This window comes from Mesocryomonas fontinalis (assembly GCF_055730125.2).
Window position 1 is genome coordinate 964,630 of the sequence record NZ_JBUZWG020000001.1, and the last position, 17,561, is coordinate 982,190.

Below are 17,561 nucleotides of genomic sequence, written 5' to 3' on the forward strand. Positions count from 1 at the left end.
GAGTGAATTTCCGGGCACGCCCATGAGCGACAAGAGCATCGACGCCTTCCGCACGATCAGCGAGGTGGCCGAGGACCTGAACCTGCCGCAGCACGTCCTGCGCTTCTGGGAAACCCGGTTCACGCAGATCAAGCCGATGAAGCGCGGCGGCGGGCGGCGCTATTACCGCCCGGACGATGTCGAACTGCTGAAGGGCATCCGCTTCCTGCTCTACGTGAAGGGATTCACGATCAAGGGCGTGCAGCGCATCCTCAAGGAAAACGGCAACCGCTTCGTCATGGCGATCGGTGCGGGCGACCTGACCGGGCTCGACACCATGCAGGTAGCCCGTGCGCCGATGCCGGAGGCCGACGAGCCCGAGGACGTCTATTCCGAAGAGAGCGATCTCGAGCAGGACGAAATGCCCGTCATGGCCGAAAGGCCTGAAGCCGCGCGCCCCCGTTCGGGCCTCTCCTCCCTGCTGCGCCGCGACCGCGAGCCCGACCAGGGCCCGAAGATCGGCCTCCCCGCCGAAAGCGCCGCAACACTGCAGGACGTCGTGCTCGAACTGCTGGAATGTAAGCGGCTGCTGGATCAGGTTCGGTAGCTTAAAGCAGAGGGCAGGGCGGTTCGCCGACCAGCGGGGGGACATAGCCTGCCGGATGACGCCACATTGCTGGCGCCGCCGATTTCCCCAACCGACCGCACGAAGAGACTTGCGCGCAGAGCCCTCTCTCTCTAAGGGTTCTCTCGATCGGAGCGTAGCGCAGCCTGGTAGCGCACTTGGATGGGGTCCAAGGGGTCGGAGGTTCGAATCCTCTCGCTCCGACCAATTTTTCCCACAGAACCTCGCATAAAAAACCGCCGCGGCTGCAAGCCTTCGGCGGTTTTGTTTTGTCCGGGCAGGGTTTCGGCCGCCACGCCCGCGAATGGCGCGGCGGCAGAACTGGTGGGGTCAGGCGGCGGGCGACAGGCCGTCGCGCACCAGCGGCGCGTGCCGGTCGACCAGCACGGCGCTGGCCTGGTTCAGGCCGATGATCTCGACCGCGATCCCGTGCCGACGCATCTTGCCGACGACCTCGTCCAAGGCGCCGACGGCCGTGATGTCCCAGAGATGGGCCGCGGTCAGGTCGATCCTGGCGGCCCGTGCGGTATCGCGGAGATCGAAGCGGTCGGCGAAGATGTCGGCGCTGGCGAAGAAGACCTGGCCGGTGACGGTGTAGAGCCGCGTGTCGCTGGCCTCGTCGTAGCCGACGGCAACATCCATCAGCTTGGTCACCTTGAAGGCGAAGAACACGCCGCTGAGGAGCACGCCGACGGCGACGCCCATCGACAGGTCGTGCGTGGCGACCGTCACCGCGACAGTGGCCAGCATGACCATGCCGGAGACCTTGGGATGCCGCGCGAGATCGCGGATCGAGCCCCAGGAGAAGGTGCTGATCGAGACCATGATCATGATCGCCACGAGCGCCGCGACCGGGACTTGGGCGACCCAGGGCCGCAGCGGCACCATCACGATCAGCAGGAAGACGCCGGCGACCAGCGTCGACAGCCTGCCGCGGCCGCCATAGCGGACATTGCCGACGGTCTGCCCGATCATGCCGCAGCCGGCGATGCCGCCGAACAGGCCCGCCGCGAAGTTGGCGAGGCCGAGCCCTGTGCATTCCCGGGCCTTGGAACTCGTCGTCTCGGTGAGATCGTCGACGACGCTGGCGGTCATCATGGACTCCAGCAGGCCGACGGCGGCCATGGCGAGCGCATAGGGCGCGATGATGCCGAGCGTCTCCCATGTCATCGGCACGCCGGGGAAGCTGAACGAGGGCAGCGAGTCGGGCAGGCGTCCGAGGTCGGCGACGGTGACGATCGGCATCGGAAATGCCGCGGCGATGAGCGTCAGCACGACGATGCAGATCAGCGGCGAGGGGATCGCCGTGGTCAGGCGGGGCAAGAGGTAGATGATGGCAAGGCCGAGGCCGATCATCGCATAGGTATGCCAGGTGACGCCGATCATCTGCGGCAGCTGCGCCGAGAAGATGAGGATCGCCAGCGCGTTGACGAAGCCGGTGCGGACCGAGCGCGAGACGAAGCGCATGAGCACGTCGAGCTTCAAGAGGCCGAAGACGATCTGCAGGAGGCCGGCGAGCACGGTGGCGGCGAGGAGGTATTGCAGGCCGTGGCTGCCGACGAGGGCGGCGACGACGAGCGCCACCGAGCCTGCCGCGCCGGAGATCATCGCCGGGCGACCGCCGGCGAAGGCGATGACGATGCCGATGACGAAGGAGGCGAAGAGCCCGACCTCGGGGTCGATGCCCGCGACGAAGGAGAAGGCGATGACCTCGGGGATCAGCGCGAAGGTGCCGACCATGCCGGCGAGAACGTCACGGCGCGCCGCCGTGACCCCGCCGAACCACTCGGAGCGGTAGCGTGAGATGGATTGGGTGTTCATGAATTTTAATGTCCGCAGAGATCACGCGGGGACAGTCCGCTCAGGGCGGATCGTGCTGTCGGGCGTGTCGTGTGCGTTGTCCGGCGGATCGGCGGCCGGAAGAGCCACCCGGAATTGCACCGGGTCCAGAGCGATGGGCGACACCTAGCCGCCTCCGCCGCGCGGGGCAAGCCGGAATCGGTGCGCGGCAGGTATGCGCGGCGTTGCCTCTCGGCGTCTGATCGCCCTCCAGGGCGCTGATGCAAACGTCTGCGCTCTCTCTAGAGCATCCTGCGATTGGGTGGACTCACCCAATCAAAGAAAGATGTCCTAGATTGAAGAAGATAGAGCGTCCTTTGTGCATCCAATTGGATGCACGGCGCTCTCGCCGCAGGCGGCGAGGAAGTCCGCGGCCAGTTCCACCGTGCCGGCGCTGTAGGCCGCCCCACAAGCGGATGCCGTCGGCGTCTCGGCATGCGAGGCGATCCAGGCGGTGAGAAGGATCCGCCGCAACAGGATAAAGACGGTCAGCATCGCCTCGTCTTCCGCCGGGAGTTGGGCGACGTCCCGGTAGCCGGCCACCCACGCCGCCTGAAGCGCCGGAACGAAATCCTCGTGCTCGTGAAAGCTGATCGCCGCGGCGAAGTCGTAGAGGAACCAGCTGAAGCCGCAATCGTCGAAGTCGATGACCCCCAGCCGGTCGCCCTCGACGAGGAGGTTGCTGAGGCGGAGATCGGCATGGACGAGGCCGAATCGCTGCCGGTCCTTGCCATAGGCTGCGAGCCTCCGGTCGATGACCGCCGCCGCGCGCGCGATGACGTCCCGGCCGGCGTCGTCGAGGCCGAGCCCCGCCCGCCAGTCGCCCCAGTGCGGGGCCTCGCCCAGCATGGTGCGAAAATCCCAGGTCTTGCGAACGAAGCCATCCGGCGGGGCCCAGCGGCGGCTGTGCTCGTGGAGGCGTGCGCTGAGGCTGCCGAGATGCCGGAACCAGCCGGACAGGTCTTCGCCGGGTTGCGGCTCCCGTCCGCTCATGAAGGCGAAACCGGCGACGTACCGCGTCTGCCCGTCGACCGGGAAGCTGCCGAGCCAGGTTCCGTCCTGCCGGGCGATCGGCTGCGGGGTCTCGATGATGCCTTCGGCGCGGAGGGCCTCGATCCAGGCGAGCTCCGAACGCATCTCCGCCGGCGTATGATAGTCCGGCCGCTGCACCCGCAGCACAAGGCGCCGCCCGGAATCCTCGGCAAGGAAGGTCGCATTCTCCGAGATGGTCATCAGCGAAAGCTCGGAATCGTCCGCGAGCCCCCAGTGCCGTAGCTCTCGGCGCAGGCCGGCCAGCAAGCTGGCGAGGAACTCTTCATCGAACATGAGGGCCATCAAGGGTCGGATTTGCGATCTCGCGGCGTCTTCGCACGGATCGCCGACCGGGGCCACGCCAGGCCGGCGGGTTCCGTGCAGCCCAACATCTGCGCGAGCGGCAAAGCACAGGCGCATGGTTGAGAAAGGATGAATTGCCGCGCTGACGGTGTTCGAAGCTGACTGCATGGCCGCCATGCAGCAATGTGCATTGCAGCATGACCAAGCGGGAACTAGATTGATGCTTGGGAGACAAACCCAATTTCGGAAGTATTGCCATGAACATCTTCACACGCACACTTCGTTCGGCCGTCAGCCGCTCGCGCCGCGATCCGGCCCTCGAATACCTGAACGAGGCGGTTTCGCTGCTCGACCTTGAGCGCCGCCAGCAGGAAATCGACGCCGGTGCCTTCCGTCAGCGCCGCTTCGGCTACTGACGCCGTATCTGGGGCGGCCTGGTTCGAACCAGTCGCCCCCCAGCGGTCATCCGATGATCGCCTCTGTCGATCCATACACATCCGCCCGCCTGTCCTGACTGACGCAGCGTTGCCAGCCGGTCAGATGCAGCTGATTGATGGATGCAGTCCTCCCGCCTCTTGCCGGGCAACCCAAGAATCGACTCGCCAGCCTGCCGCCGTTCTGCCACATTCTCGGATGTCGCGGTCTTGGGTGGAGGTGCCGATGTTCGTTGTCACGGTGGAAACCGACGAGGCTCCATCCTTCTGCGCGTTCACCCGGTCGCAGCCAGCCCTCGATTGGGCGCTCAGCCGCAGTCTCGATGACAGCGGATGCGTCGTCGGCGTTTACCGCGCCCCGGGCGGCAGCAGCGGCGTGCAGGCGGTCGAGGCGGTGCGGGACGGTCGCGGCCGCCTCGTCATGTCCGGCGACAATCTTCGGCTCCAGTATTTTCGCGAGAGATCCTGCGTCATGGCGGGAATGGGCATCGGCACCGGTGCCGGTTTCTAACGGCGCCTGAACGGCCTAGGTCTGCGACCCCCGCGCTCCGGCGAGACCGCGTCCGATCCGACGCCGCGAACAGGCGTCGCAGCCACCCGCCCTACATCCAAATAAAACGCCTTCGCCCTTTGGCTGTCTTGCGACGGACCATCGGATGTCGCATGGCTTTTTCCCATTGCAACGCAGGGGACGACGACATGACCGACATCTGGTTCCGCACGGGCGAGGCCACCGTGCTCGCGGCCGAAGGGCAGTTCACCGACGCCATGCCGGAAGTGCTGATCGGCTCGGTGCGCGGTCCCGTCGGCACCGCCTTCGCCTCGATGATGGGCCAGACGGTCGGCCACACCCGGATGTTCGTCGTCCGCGACCTCAACCAGCTCGTCCGGCCGGCCACCATGATGACGACGAAGGCGACGATCCACGATCTCGCCTATGTCGAACTGCTCGGCGGCGTGGTGCAAGGTGCCACCGGCGACGCGATCGTCGACTGCCTGATCGAGGGCATCCTGCCGAAAGCGGACGTCGACGAGCTCTGCATGATCATCATGATCTGGCTCGATCCGCGCTGTGCCAGCGACGAGAACCTCGACCTCAAGGATCTCTACCGCACCAATTACGAAGCGACGAAGCTTGCGATCTCGCGCGCGCTCACCGGCTCGCCGACGGTCGACGAGCTCATCGCCAACCGCAAGACGGTGCAGCATTACGCGCTGAGCGGCGTCGTCGACTACGAATAGCTGCGCAAGACGCGGGCGATCGGGGAGGCGTGGCGACGTCCCCCCGACACTGCTTTCGCCTTGCTCCGGAATGCCAGCGCAGTGCCTCTAAGCGCTAGCGCATCGCCTCGATCGTCGCGTCCTCCAGCCGGACGAAGCGCACGCCCTCGGCCTGAAGGGCGAGAATGCCGGATGCGACCCCGGCGCCCGAGGGGCGCTTCGGCTGGTTGATATGGGCGATGATCACGTCGCCGTCCCTGGCGGCGCGGATCCGGCGATCGACTGCGGCGGCGCCGAGCGAGGCACCCATGTCGGCGTTCAAGCTGTAGCCGGCCAGCAGAAAACCTTCTGAGGCGATCTCTGCGACGGCGTCGCGGCTGTAGCGGGCGGTCGCCCCGCGGAACCAGCGCGATGGCTGTCCGGTGGCAGCGAGGATCGCCGCATCGCCGCCTTGAATTTCCGCGCGCACCGCCTCGATCGTTCCCGCGGTCTTCAGCCCGAACATGGTCGGATGGTCGGTGACCGGCGGGAGGTGCTCTGCGCCATGGTTCTCGATCTCGAAGAGATCGGGATGGGCGCGCAGCACGGCGAGCGCTGGATGGTTGTGCTGAAGCCAGCGACGGGTGACGAAGATCGTCGCGGGAATTCGGTGGTCGACCAGCGTGCCGAGGATCCGCTCGTCGACAGCGCCCATGCAGGCGTCGAAGGTCAGCGCCACGGTGATCGCGGGTTTCGCCTGCTGGCCGGTCGCTGGTCCGATCGCCGCCGGGACATTTGGCAGCGGCGCGGACGCCCCGACCAGCACGACCGGCGCCTGCGATCCCGGCGTCAGCGCGGCGAAACCTGGTGCTTCGGGCCGCGGCCCGGCAATGTGCATGTGCGGCTCGACGTCGCCGCTCCCGGCTAGGGCGGAAAGCGGGGAGAGGCAGCAGCAGAGCGCCGCAAGGACGGGAATGCGCATGGTGTCGGTCTCGGCAAGGGATGTCGGCGGGTGAGAGGCGCCCGGCTCGTGGCGGAACTGCGGCGGCGGCCTCGGTTCAGGGTTCGGCACGCCGGGCCGACGCTTTGTCCAGCGCCTGCCGAAGCGACCGCGGCCGCCGGTCCCGCTGCCAGCGCCGTTCGAGCGCGATACAGCCCCAGATAATGCCGGTGATCAGGTAGAAATGCCGCCAGTGGTCGGTGTCGATGACGTTGCCGATGCCGACATGGCCGACGAAAACGCTGTAGCTCGCCATCAGATAGGGCTGCCAAGGCCGGTCGCGCAGAAGGATCTTCAGCCCGGCGCCGAGGGTGGTGAAGATAAAGATGAGGTAGGCGGCAAAGCCGAGCCAGGAGTAGTCGAGGAGCGCCTTCAGCCAGATGTTGTGGGTGTCTTCGCCATAGATCGGGCCGAACACCAGCGGGCCGATGCCGAGCGGATGCTCCATCGCCATCTGGAAGCCGAGGAGATGGCGTGCGAAGCGGCCGAGCCGCGCCGAATCGTAGGACTGGACAATTTGCGCCCGTTCCGAGAACAGGCTGGCCACCTTCTCCGACTGCAAGGCGACGAGCACGACGATCGCCATCAGCACGACGCCGACGAGGACGAGCGTCGCGATCTTCAGGCGAAACTTCGCCGAGCGCTCCTTCAGCAGCATCAGCCCGACCGCGAAGATGATCGAGAAGCCGTAGATACCCCAGGCGGCGCGCGAGAAAGAGAGGAAGACCGCCAGCGTCAGAATACCGAGTGCGATCAGCTTCCAGCCAGCCGTCATCAGTCGTTCGGTGACGAGCCGCTGCACGAGATAGACCGCCGGCAACGTCAGGAACGGGCCGAAGACGTTGGGGTCCTGGAAGGCGCCTTTGGCGCGCTCGTAGAGGGTGAACGCGTGGGCGCCGGGAAACGCGTTGAAGTAGCCGAGAATACCGAGCAAGCCGGTCGCGAGCGCCGCTGAGGTATAGGCGGTGAAGATCAGCTTCAGCCGCCGCGGGTCGGCTTCGATCACCGCGGCGTAGAACACGGCTGACAGCGCCAGGAAGGTGGAGACGGCGACGTAGAGCGGGCCGCTTTTGAGGTCCACCATCTGGGTCAGAGAAACCAGCCCGCCGGCGTTGAAGAGCAGCAGGAGTACCAGCAGCGGCGCCGTGCCGGCGCTGATCTTGAGCGCTCCGACAAGGCCGAAGATGGCGATCAGCCCGACGAGGTAAAGCTCGTACGGCGCCGGCTCGGAAATGACGAAGCCCGACAGGAAGACGCCGAGCGCGATCGCCCCATTGCCCAGCATGGCGAATTGCACCCGCCCGAGATGGCGAGGGGCGAGCCGGTCGTCGCTTCTGCCGCGACGGTCTGGCCGGTCGTCCGCAAGCGTCGCGCCGGGAGGGTAGGGGAGCGTCATCTCAGTAGGCGTGTTCGGTCTTGAACAGGCTGATCGGCGTCATCGCCAGGATGGCGAGGTCGAGGAAGATCGACCAGTTCTCGATGTAGTAGAGATCGTGCTCGACGCGCTTCTTCAGCTTGTCCGGCTGGTCGATTTCGCCGCGGAAGCCCTTGATCTGCGCCCATCCGGTGATCCCGGGCTTGACCTTGTGGCGACCGAAATAGCCGTCGACGATCTCGACGAAGGTCTCGTTCATCGACGACACCGCGTGCACCGCATGCGGCCGTGGCCCGACCAGCGAGAGCTGGCCTTTCAGCACGTTCCACAGCTGCGGCAGCTCGTCGATCGAGCTCTTGCGGATGAAGCGACCGACCTTCGTGACACGCGGGTCGCCGCGGGTGACGATCTTGCGGGCCGTCGGGTCCGACATCTCCTGATACATCGAGCGGAACTTCAGCACCTCGATGATCCGGTTGTTGAAGCCATGTCGCTTCTGGCGGAAGATCACCGGACCCTTGGAGTCCAGCTTGATCGCAATGGCGGTCGCGAGGAACACCGGCGACAAAAGGATGATCGCAAGGCTCGCGAAGAACAGGTCGAAGGCGCGCTTGGCAATCCAGTCCCAGTCGGCGATCGGGCGGTCGAAGACGTCGAGCAGCGGGATCTGGCCGATGTAGGAGTAGGAGCGCGGCCGGAAGCGCAGCTGCGAGGTGTGGGCCGACAGCCGGATATCGAGCGGCAGGACCCAGAGATCCTTGAGGAGCGCCAGCACCCGCTTCTCGGCCGAGAGCGGCAGCGTCACGATCAGCATGTCGATCTTGGCGAGGCGGGCGAACTCGACGAGCTCGCGGATGGTGCCGAGCTTCGGGTAGCCGGCGACAAGCGGCGGCGAGCGGCGGTCGTCGCGGTCGTCGAAGATACCGCAGATCCGGATGTCGCTCTCCTCCTGCATCTCGAGGCCGCGAATCAAGGTTTCGGCGCCCTTGCCGCCGCCGACGATCACCGCGCGCCGTTCCATCACGCCATTGCGCGCCCAGCGCCTGATGTTGGCGCCGAGGATGCTGCGGGCGATGGCGAGTGTCGCGAAGCCGCCGAGGAACCAAGTTCCTAGCCAGACACGCGAATATTCCTCCTGCGCCTTCATGAAGAAGATGCCGACGGCCATCAGCGCGATGGCGCCGGCCCAGCCGAGGCCCACCCGCAGCATCTGGGTCGAGCGGGTGCGCAGCATCGGGATGTCGTAGCCCTCGGCCAGCTGGATGGCGCCGACGCCGGTCGCGGCACCGAGACCGGCGACGAGGAGATAGAGCCACGGGCTCCCGTGCTCGAAGCCGACATAGGAGAAGTAGACGACAATGGCGACGGCAAGCAGCAAGGTGAATTCGACCAGCCGCCAAAGCCCGCAGAGCATGCTCGACGAGATGACGTTGTCCTTGAACTGCGCGGCGGTACGCGCGGCAAAGGCGTTGAGCACCACCGGTTCGTCGCTGGAAAGCTTCTGGAACGCCTGGACGGCGTTGCGGGAGAAAGGCAGCTCGCCGTCGCCATCCATCGTCTCGCCCTCTCTACCCCGCAAGGGCTGTACCTGCCGCTGGCCGCCGGTTGCGGTGCATACCGGTTCCTTAGCAGGGTTCCGCTAAGATTTGTTTGATCGCGTTTGACGCGCCGCGGCAGGCCTGTCGCCTGCGGATTGGGCCCTCGGCCCCGCCAGGGCCCGGCGGTAGGCGGCCATGGTGTCGCCGACCATCCGCTCGATCGAGAACACGCTCTGGATGTGATGGCGCAAGGCACTGGAATTGACCAGCGGTTCCCGCAGCCGGTTCGCCATGGCCTCGGCCAGCGCAAGGCTGTCGCGGGCGGCGACGAGGGGCTGGAGGTGCCTCGGGATGATCTCGCTGACACCGCCGACATTGACGGCGATCACCGGTCGATCCGCCGCGAGAGCCTCCAGCAGCACATAGGGCAGCGAATCGGCGCGCGACGGCAGCACCATCACCCGCCCGAGCCGCAGCGCCTCCCGTGCCGGACGAGGCTCGACGAACCGGACGAGGCCCGGTGCGATGTCATCGGCCAGTTTCATGAAGTCGGGCTTCTCGGGGCCGGCACCGACGATCACGGCGGTGGCGGGAGGTCCCCCCGACTTCGCCATCTCGGCAATGGCCCGGATGAGAATGTCGGGCCCCTTCAGGCTCCTCAGCATGCCGAGATAAATGAAATCGGCAGCATCGGGATCCGGCGTGACCGGCGCGAATTCGGCTGGCGACAGGCCGTTGTAGACGACGCGTGCGGCGACGGCCGGCTTGCCCACTTTCTTTCGGTAAGCGTCCGCCTCGTATTGCGACACGAAGAGCAGGTGATCCGTGACATGCTCGAGCAAGCGCTCCAGCCGGAAGAACATCCAGCCCCCGAGCGTCTTCGGATCATAGTGCATGCTGCCGCCGTGCGGCGTGTAGAGGCGCGCGGTGCGCCCCCCGGAGATGCGGCTGGCGGTGCCGACCAGCCGCGCATAGGCACCTCCCTTGGCGCCGTGCCCGTGCAGCACGTCGGGACGGATGTCACGCACGAGGGTGTAGCTGCGCCACATGTCGAGTAGGTCGGAGGGTGCGATCGAGCGGCGCATGATGATGCGGTGAACGCCGAGCGCGAGCTTCGGCGTCACCTCGCGGATCATCTTCTCTTCGAATTCGCCGCCCGTGATGGAGTCGCAGAGGATCCCGACCTCATGGCCTTCGGCGATCTGCGCATCGATCAGATCGCGGACATGCCGGAAGATTCCCCCGACGGGCGATCTGAAACAATGGATGATCCGGATCTTCTGGCTAACCATACCCCGTCAGGACTTTCGTGTTGTCTGTGAGTGAACAACTCACACGACACACCGCCCGACGCCACCACAAAGTCCTGTCGAAGCTATCGTTCTCAACGGTTAAAAGAGGCGCTCCCGCACGAAGATCGTGTCGCCGGGCAGGATCGGGTCGGAGGTCAGCACGCGGCCGGAGATGACCCGACCGTTGACCTGGCGGGTGACGTCGACCGTCTTCTGCTGGGCCCTTGGCGAGTATCCGCCGGCAATCGCGATGGCATTCTGCACCGTCATGCCGGGCACGTAGGTATATTGGCCACCGGTACCGACCTCGCCCATGATGAAGAACGGCCGGTACTGGTCGACCTCCACCGTGATGTCGGGATCGCGCAGGAAGCCGTCGCGCAGCTTCTGCGAAAGCGAGGCTTCCAGCTCCTTGGTGGTCTTGCCCCGCGCCGGCACGGTGCCGACGAGCGGCATGGAGAAGTAGCCGCCCTTGTCGATGGTGTAGGTATTGGAGAGGCCGTCCTGCTCGAACACCGTCACCCGAACCCGGTCGCCGGCGTCGAGATGGTATGGCTCGTTCAGGACATTGTGGAAGGCGGGCGGCGTCGGCTGGTAGCTCGCGCATCCGCCGAGCAGCGCCAAGGTGAGGGCCAGGGGTCCCATGATGCAGATGCGCATGTCCGCTTATCCCGCCGAAGATCGTTCGCCCGGCCGGAGAGCCGCTGACCTCTTATAGTTTCGTTAGGGTTAACCGTTCGTAAACTTGACCGGCGGCTTCACCTCTGTGTTACGGATGTATCGAGTGAGCTTGTTAACGTTCCGGTTACCTTCGTGGACGATTCTTCAATCTCAGGGGCACTGCGGGGAAACACCATGCCGAAGCACAGAGCAGATGAGGCCGACGCCGATATCGATATCGGGCGTCTGGCTGCTGCCGTGTGGGCCCGCAAGCTGCTGATCGTCCTGACGACCTTGCTGTTTGCCGGATCGGCTTTTGCGATCGCCGCCCTCATTCCGCCGACCTACAAGGCCGATACCCAGATCGTCGTCGAAAGCCGCGAGTCCTCCTATACCCGCAACGACGGCGCCGGCGCAGGCGGCGGGGAGGGTGTCTTCAGCCCCGAGAGTATCGAAAGCCAGGTCTCGCTGATGACCTCGGCCGAGATTCTCGGCGACGTCGCCGACCGCTTCAAGCTCTCCACGCTTGCCGAGTTCGCGCCGAAGGTCTCGCTGATGGACCGCATCCTGACCCGCGTCCGCCCCGAGGCCGACTCCCCACCGGGCGAGATCATCGAGCGGATGCGCGAGAAGCTGCAGGTCTATCGCAAGGAGAACCAGCGGGTTCTGGTCATCGAGTTCTCCTCGCACGATCCCGCCCTTGCCCGAGACGTCCCGAACGCCATCGCCGACGAGTACCTCGCGCGACAGAAGGGGGCGCTGCTTTCCTCGAACAACAATGCCACGGGCTGGCTCGAGCAGGAAATCGCGGACCTGCGCGAGACCGTCAAGGCGGCCGAGGGCAAGGTCGCCGCGTTCCGCACCTCGTCCGATCTCCTGGTCGGGCAGAACCAGAGCGTTCTCGCCACCCAGCAGCTGTCGGAAATCGCCACCGAGCTGTCGCGTACCCGTGCCGCACGGGCTGCGGCCGAGGGCAAGGCGCAAAGCATCCGGGATGCGATCCGGCGCGGCGTCGCGCTCGACACCGTCTCCGACGTCCTGTCCTCACCGACGATCCAAGCCCTGCGCGAGCGCCAGGTCTCGCTGAAGGCGCAGATCGCCGACCTCTCGACGACGCTCCTCGAGAATCATCCGCGGCTTCGCGCCCTGCGCTCCCAGGGCCGCGACCTGCAGACGGAGATCACCCGCGAGGCCTCCAAGGTGCAGGCGTCGCTGGAGACCGAGGCGGATGCCTCCCGCCAGCGCGAGGCGTCGCTGACGTCCGAGATGGGCCGCCTGAAGGTAGAGTCCTCGCGGGCTGGCGGCCAGGAGGTCGAACTGCGCTCGCTCGAGCGCGAGGCGCAGTCGCAGAGCCAGCTTCTCGAAAGCTATCTGACGCGCTATCGCGAGGCCGTCGCCCGCGGCGCTCGCGACTATCTCCCGGTTGATGCGCGCATCTTCTCCGAGGCGCAGCTTCCGGCCGAGCCCTATTTCCCGAAGGTCCTCCCGATCACCGCTGCGGCCGGTCTCGCCGGCTTTCTCGTCGCCATCATTGGTCTTCTTCTGACCGAACTGTTCTCGGGCCGGGCGCTGACGCCGAGCCCGCAGCGCGGTCGCTGGGCCGCCGAGCATTCGCCCGCGCTGGCCGCCCGCGATGCCGGTCTTCCCGCCATGCCTTCATCGGCGCGCCCGGCCGAAGCGCTCGGCGCCATTCCCGCCGCCGAGACGGTCCGCAACCGCTACGGCACGGGGGTCGCCGAGCTCGGCGAGGCGATCCTCGCCAGCGAGATCCCGCGCGTCCTCGTCGTTCCCGCCGTGGGCGAGGGCCGGAGCGCCAGCGTCGCGCTGGTTCGCCAGCTGGCGGGCCAGCAGCGTTCGACCATCCTCGTCGACCTGACCGCCGACAACGCCTCCGCCCGCGCGATGGGCGTGCCGGACGATGCGGAAGGCGCTGGCGACCTCGTCGACGGGCTCGCCTCCTTCGCCGACGTCATCCACCGCGATCTGCTGACCTCGGCGCATGTCCTGCCCTCGGGCGGCTTCACCGCGATCGGCGGCGAGACCGATGCGACCGAGGAGATGATCGTCGTGCTCGAAGCGCTCGGCAAGGCGTATGACTGCACCATGGTGGACTGCGGCGCCATGCTGCCGGAAACCCTGAAGCGGCTGATGGACGACGGCGCGGCCCTGGTGGTCTCGGTCGAGCCGGGGGAGGAAGCCGAGGGCGAGGCGCTCATGCAGCGGTTGTCGACCGCCGGCCTCGGCGACGTCGTGATGATGCACACCGGTGGTTCCGCCGCGGTGCGAGCCGCCGCCTGACGCGGGCGCCAGCTTCCGAACAGTGGCCAGCGGCCCGGCGGATCAGCGCAGGTGCCGCCGCAGTTTCTGGACGACCGCCCTCAAGCCCTCGTGGCGCTTGACCAGGCGGCTGGCATCCGCGAGCAGCCTGATGGCGCCGACATAGACGCGTCCCCCCGCCGTCAGCGCCAGCGTCGCGTCCACCTGCGGGATGGTCCGGTCGCACCAGGCTTGCTTGTAGCGCTCCGCGCCGGGACCGAGGTCGAGCGCGCAGAGCCCTTCCTGCGACAGGCGCTCGACCATGTGCCAGAGCAGCAGTTCGCCAGGGCTGACGGCGGCGTCCGCGTCGTCGGCGTAGGAGGAGAACATGCCCCAGAAGGTCTGCCGACCGACGATCCCGCCTAGCATGGCCTTGATGTCGCCGCCGCTCTCGATGGCGTAGAGGCGGGCGTCGGTCGTGGGATCCTCGAACAGAGCGATCAGGAAGGCCCGGATGCCGGCATCGGCGAAGGGATCGGGGATCGCCAGTGCTTGGAAGCGCTCGGCCTTCTGTCGCAGGAAGAGATCCAGCGCCGCTGCCCTTTCCGCCCGCGGCAGGTCGCGGAAACGATAGCCGCCCCGATCTTCGAAATGGCGCTGCTGCGAGCGGAATTTCTTGCGTTTTCGCTTGCCGTTCCCGCGCTCAAGGACAGCCTCCAGCCCACCTTCCAGCGAGATCGCGAAGCGTTCCTCGAAGGCCGGCGTCACCGTGAAGTCCGTGCCGAGCCAATTCGCCTCGAACACACGCCGCAAATCGAGCGCATCGATTCGTATGCCGGCAGCAGTCGCCGCGGCACGAATGTTCTGGCGGGTCAGCAGCGGGCTTTCGCTCGAAGCCAGCGTCCAGCCATTGGCGTTGGCATGCGTCTCGCCCGGAAAGCGACCGATCCGCAGAGGGCCGCGGCGGACAATCTCGATCGGCATCGCCGCCGCCCCTCCCGCAGATACCAGCAACCAGGTCTCGCTCTTCAGCAGGCGACCTCTGGTTGTCTCCCAGGCGGCGATGAAGCCTGCTCCCTGGAAAGGGGTTCCCTCGCGCGTCGTCCTTTCGTCGGGACTTGCCCGCACGAGAACGAGGGCGGAGGCGGCGTCCGCCGGCAGCGGTGAAATTGGTTGGCTGGCGGATGAAATGCTGCAACTCCCGTGTGCCGACACCGCGCGCCGGCGCCCCTCGATGCATGAAAATATAAAGGATCGCCTTATACCTTCGCCCGGAAGGCCGCGTGCCCCAGGGTATGGCGCCTCTTCTGCCTGAAACCTTGGAACCCTGCGCCCGAGAGCGTGCGATGTTCTTTGCCTGATCGATGGAAACGGCATGCGAGACTGGAAGACAAGGGCGGGAAGGGCCGCGCTGCAGACGGTCTGGTGGAGCGGCTTGTCCGACTTCATCGTCCGCCGCGCGCAGCCTTTCGGCGCGGTCTTCACCTTGCACCACGTTTCGCCCGATGCGCTCGGCAATTTTCCGCCCAACGGCCATCTTCGCGTGACCCCGGACTTCCTCGACGCCGTGATCGCCCATCTGGCCGCCCGGGGCGTCGAGTTCGTCGACCTTGCCGAGGCCACCCTTCGCATCGCCGAGCCGCAGCGCGGCGGTGGACGCTTCTTCGCCGCCTTCACCCTCGACGATGGCTACGTCAACAATGACCTCCACGCCGTGCCGGTGTTCCGGCGGCATAACGTGCCCTATGCCATCTTCATCACGCCGGGAATGACGGAAGGGACGACCTTGCCTTGGTGGGAGGTCGTCGAGAAGGTGGTGCGGAACCGCGGCAGCGTCCGCGTGCCCTTCCGGCCGGAGACGTTGCCGGCGCGGACCGTGGCCGACAAGCGACGGGCGTTCGACCGGATCTTCCTCTATCTGACGAACGAGTGCCCGGAAGCCTGCCTCGATGGGACCGTCCGACGCCTGGCGGAGCTCAACGAAATCGTCGCTTGCGACGCCGCATCCCGGGTCATGGACTGGGATACCCTCAGGCGTCTGTCGGAGGATCCGCTCTGCACCATCGGCGCCCACTCGATGACGCATGCGCGGCTCTCGCGGCTCGACCTACACGACATGCAGCGCGAACTCGCGCAATCCCGGCAGGTGATCGGCGAACGGCTCGGCCGGATCCCCGACTTCTTCGCCTACCCCTTTGGCTACAAGGCGGCCTGCGGTCCACGCGAGTTTGCGGCGGCCGCCGACGCCGGTTATGCCGCTGCCTTCACCACCCAACTGCACGCGCTGAGCCCGCAAACGGCTTTCAACCGTCACGCGCTGCCACGCCTGTCGCTCAACGGCTATTACCAGGACCCGCGCTACATCGACGTTCTGATTTCGGGCCTGCCGGGCCGCTGGAAGGAGCGCGGTACCAGGGCTTGACCCTCCGCCGCTACCGCGACGGCACCCGGCCGGTCAGCGGGCGCGCGGCTTGCCCTTGTAGCCTTCCATCCAGCGGATCAGGAACATCGCCGGCACCACCCAGAACAACCCGCTGATGGCGAAGAAGGCGAGGTGGACCCAGCCGCTCGACTGGCCGAGATAGAGCGAGGCGAAGGCGGTCGCGAAGATCGCATAGACCGCGACGAGCACGATCATGATCACCGTACCGATGAGTTTTCTCAATCTGAGGGGCATACCGTCCGCCAATCCTTGTGGTCGCCAAGATGCTTAGGCACTGGCGACCGGAAAGGCCAGCGGTAGCTCTACCGTCCCGCCCCGCCTGCGACGGTCCGACCGCTTGAAGTCGAGGGCGGTTCGGGGCACATGACCTTCAGAACTGTCCGTGCCGCCATCCTTTCGAGGCCTGGCCTGCCGGATGGTATTTCCGATAGGGGAAGGCCAGGTCGTCGGCTTGCCCCAAGGCCAAGGTTGGTGCCGATGTCCAGCGTTTCGCTTTCCCCACCCGCAGCCGTCCTCTCCGCCGGCATCAGCCGGGACGGCGCAAACCGCCGCGCCGTGCGGTATTGGCTCTATCTGGTGGCGCTGATCGTCTTCGCGCTGGTCGTCGTCGGCGGTGCGACGCGGCTCACCGAATCGGGCCTGTCGATCACCGAGTGGAAGCCGATCCACGGCGTCGTCCCGCCGCTGTCCGAGGCGGAATGGCAGGAGGAGTTCTCGCTCTACCAGCAGATCCCGCAATATACCGAGCTGAACCAGGGGATGGAGCTTTCAGGCTTCAAGACGATCTACTGGTGGGAGTGGGCACACCGGTTTCTCGCCCGCTTCGTCGGTCTCGTCTTCGCCTTGCCGCTCGCCTATTTCTGGATTGCGGGGCGTATTCCGGCGGGTTTGAAACCGAAGCTCGTCGGCATCTTGGCGCTCGGCGGCCTGCAGGGCGCGATCGGCTGGTGGATGGTCGCCTCCGGCCTCAGCCAGCGCACCGATGTCAGCCAGTACCGGCTCGCCGTCCACCTCACCACCGCTTGCCTCATCTTCACGGCGACGCTTTGGGTTGCCCGCGGTCTCGCGCCCCACAGCGGGGATGCCGCGCCGTCGCGGACCTCGATGCGCGCCGCCGGGATCATCCTGTTCCTCGCTCTTATGCAGATCTACCTCGGAGGGCTCGTCGCCGGGCTCAATGCCGGCCTAACCTTCAACACCTGGCCGCTGATGGACGGCAGCCTCGTGCCGTCAGGCCTGTTCGCCATGCAGCCCGCCTGGCGCAACCTCTTCGAAAACGTGATGACCGTGCAGTTCGTGCACCGTTGCGGCGCCTATCTGCTGCTGGCGGTCGTGCTGATGCACGCCATCGCCTCCATCCGCCGGGCGCCGCGCACGACGCATGCGCGTCGGGCGGGCGTGCTCCTCGCTCTGGTGCTGGTCCAGGCCGGTCTCGGCATCACCACGCTGCTGCTGGCGGTGCCGATCGGCTGGGCCTTGCTGCACCAGGCCGGCGCCTTGGTCGTCCTCGCCTTCAGCGTCGCCCATGCGCGGGCGCTGAAAGGGCCGTATCCGATCCGGGCCTGATCCGTTCGGGTTTTCGCTC

The 17,561-nt window shown here is 66.5% G+C and carries 16 protein-coding genes, 1 tRNA gene and 1 other annotated feature; of the genes, 8 read left to right on the forward strand and 9 right to left on the reverse strand.

Annotated elements, in window-relative coordinates:
- Nucleotides 1-22: 22 nt before the first annotated feature.
- Together ACZL02_RS04420 and ACZL02_RS04425 are read left to right on the forward strand one after the other, a co-directional pair.
- Nucleotides 23-586 (forward strand): MerR family transcriptional regulator, encoded by a 564-nt coding sequence (locus tag ACZL02_RS04420; RefSeq protein ID WP_472938948.1) that lies wholly within the window; start codon nt 23-25, stop codon nt 584-586.
- Between the two features lie 148 nt (nt 587-734).
- Nucleotides 735-811 (forward strand) — tRNA-Pro (locus tag ACZL02_RS04425).
- A 123-nt stretch (nt 812-934) separates the two neighbouring features.
- Here ACZL02_RS04425 and ACZL02_RS04430 read toward each other — a convergent pair.
- Together ACZL02_RS04430 and ACZL02_RS04435 are read right to left on the reverse strand one after the other, a co-directional pair.
- Nucleotides 935-2,425, reverse strand: a complete 1,491-nt coding sequence (locus ACZL02_RS04430) for a SulP family inorganic anion transporter (protein WP_472938949.1) — start codon at nt 2,423-2,425, stop codon at nt 935-937.
- 74 nt (nt 2,426-2,499) lie between these two features.
- Nucleotides 2,500-2,555, reverse strand: a sequence feature (sul1 is cis-regulatory element that is thought to sense ions involved in sulfur or methionine metabolism; They are found in Alphaproteobacteria).
- 179 nt (nt 2,556-2,734) lie between these two features.
- Entirely contained in the window at nt 2,735-3,769 is a 1,035-nt protein-coding gene (locus ACZL02_RS04435) for a phosphotransferase enzyme family protein (protein ID WP_472938950.1), read from the reverse strand.
- Between the two features lie 266 nt (nt 3,770-4,035).
- Between ACZL02_RS04435 and ACZL02_RS04440 the strand changes: the two genes are divergently transcribed.
- The 3 genes from ACZL02_RS04440 to ACZL02_RS04450 all read left to right on the forward strand — a co-directional run bounded on the left by ACZL02_RS04440 (nt 4,036) and on the right by ACZL02_RS04450 (nt 5,454).
- On the forward strand, nt 4,036-4,194 hold the full coding sequence (locus tag ACZL02_RS04440; protein ID WP_472938951.1) for a DUF3563 domain-containing protein: 159 nt from the start codon (nt 4,036-4,038) through the stop codon (nt 4,192-4,194).
- Nucleotides 4,195-4,438: 244 nt separating this feature from the next.
- On the forward strand, nt 4,439-4,723 hold the full coding sequence (locus tag ACZL02_RS04445; protein ID WP_472938952.1) for a hypothetical protein: 285 nt from the start codon (nt 4,439-4,441) through the stop codon (nt 4,721-4,723).
- A 188-nt stretch (nt 4,724-4,911) separates the two neighbouring features.
- Complete coding sequence (locus tag ACZL02_RS04450) at nt 4,912-5,454, forward strand: formaldehyde-activating enzyme (RefSeq protein WP_472938953.1); 543 nt, start codon at nt 4,912-4,914, stop codon at nt 5,452-5,454.
- 94 nt (nt 5,455-5,548) lie between these two features.
- Here ACZL02_RS04450 and ACZL02_RS04455 read toward each other — a convergent pair whose 3' ends face one another.
- From ACZL02_RS04455 to ACZL02_RS04475, 5 genes are all read right to left on the reverse strand, one after another.
- Complete coding sequence (locus tag ACZL02_RS04455) at nt 5,549-6,394, reverse strand: polysaccharide deacetylase family protein (protein ID WP_472938954.1); 846 nt, start codon at nt 6,392-6,394, stop codon at nt 5,549-5,551.
- A gap of 76 nt (nt 6,395-6,470) precedes the next feature.
- On the reverse strand, nt 6,471-7,697 hold the full coding sequence (locus ACZL02_RS04460) for an O-antigen ligase family protein (protein ID WP_472939111.1): 1,227 nt from the start codon (nt 7,695-7,697) through the stop codon (nt 6,471-6,473).
- A gap of 112 nt (nt 7,698-7,809) precedes the next feature.
- Nucleotides 7,810-9,342 carry an undecaprenyl-phosphate glucose phosphotransferase gene (locus ACZL02_RS04465; protein WP_472939112.1) on the reverse strand — a complete coding sequence of 511 codons (1,533 nt, stop codon included), beginning with the start codon at nt 9,340-9,342 and terminating at the stop codon, nt 7,810-7,812.
- A gap of 84 nt (nt 9,343-9,426) precedes the next feature.
- Nucleotides 9,427-10,617, reverse strand: a complete 1,191-nt coding sequence (locus tag ACZL02_RS04470; RefSeq protein WP_472938955.1) for a glycosyltransferase — start codon at nt 10,615-10,617, stop codon at nt 9,427-9,429.
- Nucleotides 10,618-10,716: 99 nt separating this feature from the next.
- A complete protein-coding gene (locus tag ACZL02_RS04475; RefSeq protein ID WP_472938956.1) occupies nt 10,717-11,277 on the reverse strand; it encodes a polysaccharide biosynthesis/export family protein in 561 nt (186 codons plus the stop codon).
- A 195-nt stretch (nt 11,278-11,472) separates the two neighbouring features.
- Between ACZL02_RS04475 and ACZL02_RS04480 the strand changes: the two genes are divergently transcribed.
- A complete protein-coding gene (locus ACZL02_RS04480; protein WP_472938957.1) occupies nt 11,473-13,575 on the forward strand; it encodes a GumC family protein in 2,103 nt (700 codons plus the stop codon).
- A gap of 42 nt (nt 13,576-13,617) precedes the next feature.
- On the opposite strand, the gene ACZL02_RS04485 is transcribed toward ACZL02_RS04480, so the two are convergent.
- A complete protein-coding gene (locus ACZL02_RS04485; protein WP_472938958.1) occupies nt 13,618-14,517 on the reverse strand; it encodes a GNAT family N-acetyltransferase in 900 nt (299 codons plus the stop codon).
- A gap of 391 nt (nt 14,518-14,908) precedes the next feature.
- Here ACZL02_RS04485 and ACZL02_RS04490 point away from each other — a divergent pair, with 391 nt between their 5' ends.
- Complete coding sequence (locus ACZL02_RS04490; protein ID WP_472938959.1) at nt 14,909-15,955, forward strand: polysaccharide deacetylase family protein; 1,047 nt, start codon at nt 14,909-14,911, stop codon at nt 15,953-15,955.
- A 33-nt stretch (nt 15,956-15,988) separates the two neighbouring features.
- Here ACZL02_RS04490 and ACZL02_RS04495 read toward each other — a convergent pair whose 3' ends face one another.
- Nucleotides 15,989-16,210 (reverse strand): DUF2842 domain-containing protein, encoded by a 222-nt coding sequence (locus ACZL02_RS04495; protein ID WP_472938960.1) that lies wholly within the window; start codon nt 16,208-16,210, stop codon nt 15,989-15,991.
- Between the two features lie 243 nt (nt 16,211-16,453).
- Here ACZL02_RS04495 and ACZL02_RS04500 point away from each other — a divergent pair, with 243 nt between their 5' ends.
- The gene (locus ACZL02_RS04500) at nt 16,454-17,542 is read left to right on the forward strand and encodes a COX15/CtaA family protein (protein WP_472938961.1); all 1,089 of its coding nucleotides are present in this window, start codon (nt 16,454-16,456) and stop codon (nt 17,540-17,542) included.
- The last annotated feature ends 19 nt before the right edge of the window (nt 17,543-17,561 follow it).

Bases quoted from the DNA above. Each gene is read 5' to 3' on its own strand.
- ACZL02_RS04495 (WP_472938960.1), bottom strand. From the start codon at position 16,210: ATGCCCCTCAGATTGAGAAAACTCATCGGTACGGTGATCATGATCGTG.
- ACZL02_RS04470 (WP_472938955.1), bottom strand. From the start codon at position 10,617: ATGGTTAGCCAGAAGATCCGGATCATCCATTGTTTCAGATCGCCCGTC.
- ACZL02_RS04445 (WP_472938952.1), top strand. From the start codon at position 4,439: ATGTTCGTTGTCACGGTGGAAACCGACGAGGCTCCATCCTTCTGCGCG.
- ACZL02_RS04475 (WP_472938956.1), bottom strand. From the start codon at position 11,277: ATGCGCATCTGCATCATGGGACCCCTGGCCCTCACCTTGGCGCTGCTC.
- ACZL02_RS04440 (WP_472938951.1), top strand. From the start codon at position 4,036: ATGAACATCTTCACACGCACACTTCGTTCGGCCGTCAGCCGCTCGCGC.
- ACZL02_RS04430 (WP_472938949.1), bottom strand. From the start codon at position 2,425: ATGAACACCCAATCCATCTCACGCTACCGCTCCGAGTGGTTCGGCGGG.
- ACZL02_RS04450 (WP_472938953.1), top strand. From the start codon at position 4,912: ATGACCGACATCTGGTTCCGCACGGGCGAGGCCACCGTGCTCGCGGCC.
- ACZL02_RS04435 (WP_472938950.1), bottom strand. From the start codon at position 3,769: ATGTTCGATGAAGAGTTCCTCGCCAGCTTGCTGGCCGGCCTGCGCCGA.
- ACZL02_RS04460 (WP_472939111.1), bottom strand. From the start codon at position 7,697: ATGCTGGGCAATGGGGCGATCGCGCTCGGCGTCTTCCTGTCGGGCTTC.
- ACZL02_RS04480 (WP_472938957.1), top strand. From the start codon at position 11,473: ATGCCGAAGCACAGAGCAGATGAGGCCGACGCCGATATCGATATCGGG.
- ACZL02_RS04500 (WP_472938961.1), top strand. From the start codon at position 16,454: ATGTCCAGCGTTTCGCTTTCCCCACCCGCAGCCGTCCTCTCCGCCGGC.
- ACZL02_RS04465 (WP_472939112.1), bottom strand. From the start codon at position 9,342: ATGGATGGCGACGGCGAGCTGCCTTTCTCCCGCAACGCCGTCCAGGCG.
- ACZL02_RS04485 (WP_472938958.1), bottom strand. From the start codon at position 14,517: ATGCCGATCGAGATTGTCCGCCGCGGCCCTCTGCGGATCGGTCGCTTT.
- ACZL02_RS04490 (WP_472938959.1), top strand. From the start codon at position 14,909: ATGCGAGACTGGAAGACAAGGGCGGGAAGGGCCGCGCTGCAGACGGTC.
- ACZL02_RS04420 (WP_472938948.1), top strand. From the start codon at position 23: ATGAGCGACAAGAGCATCGACGCCTTCCGCACGATCAGCGAGGTGGCC.
- ACZL02_RS04455 (WP_472938954.1), bottom strand. From the start codon at position 6,394: ATGCGCATTCCCGTCCTTGCGGCGCTCTGCTGCTGCCTCTCCCCGCTT.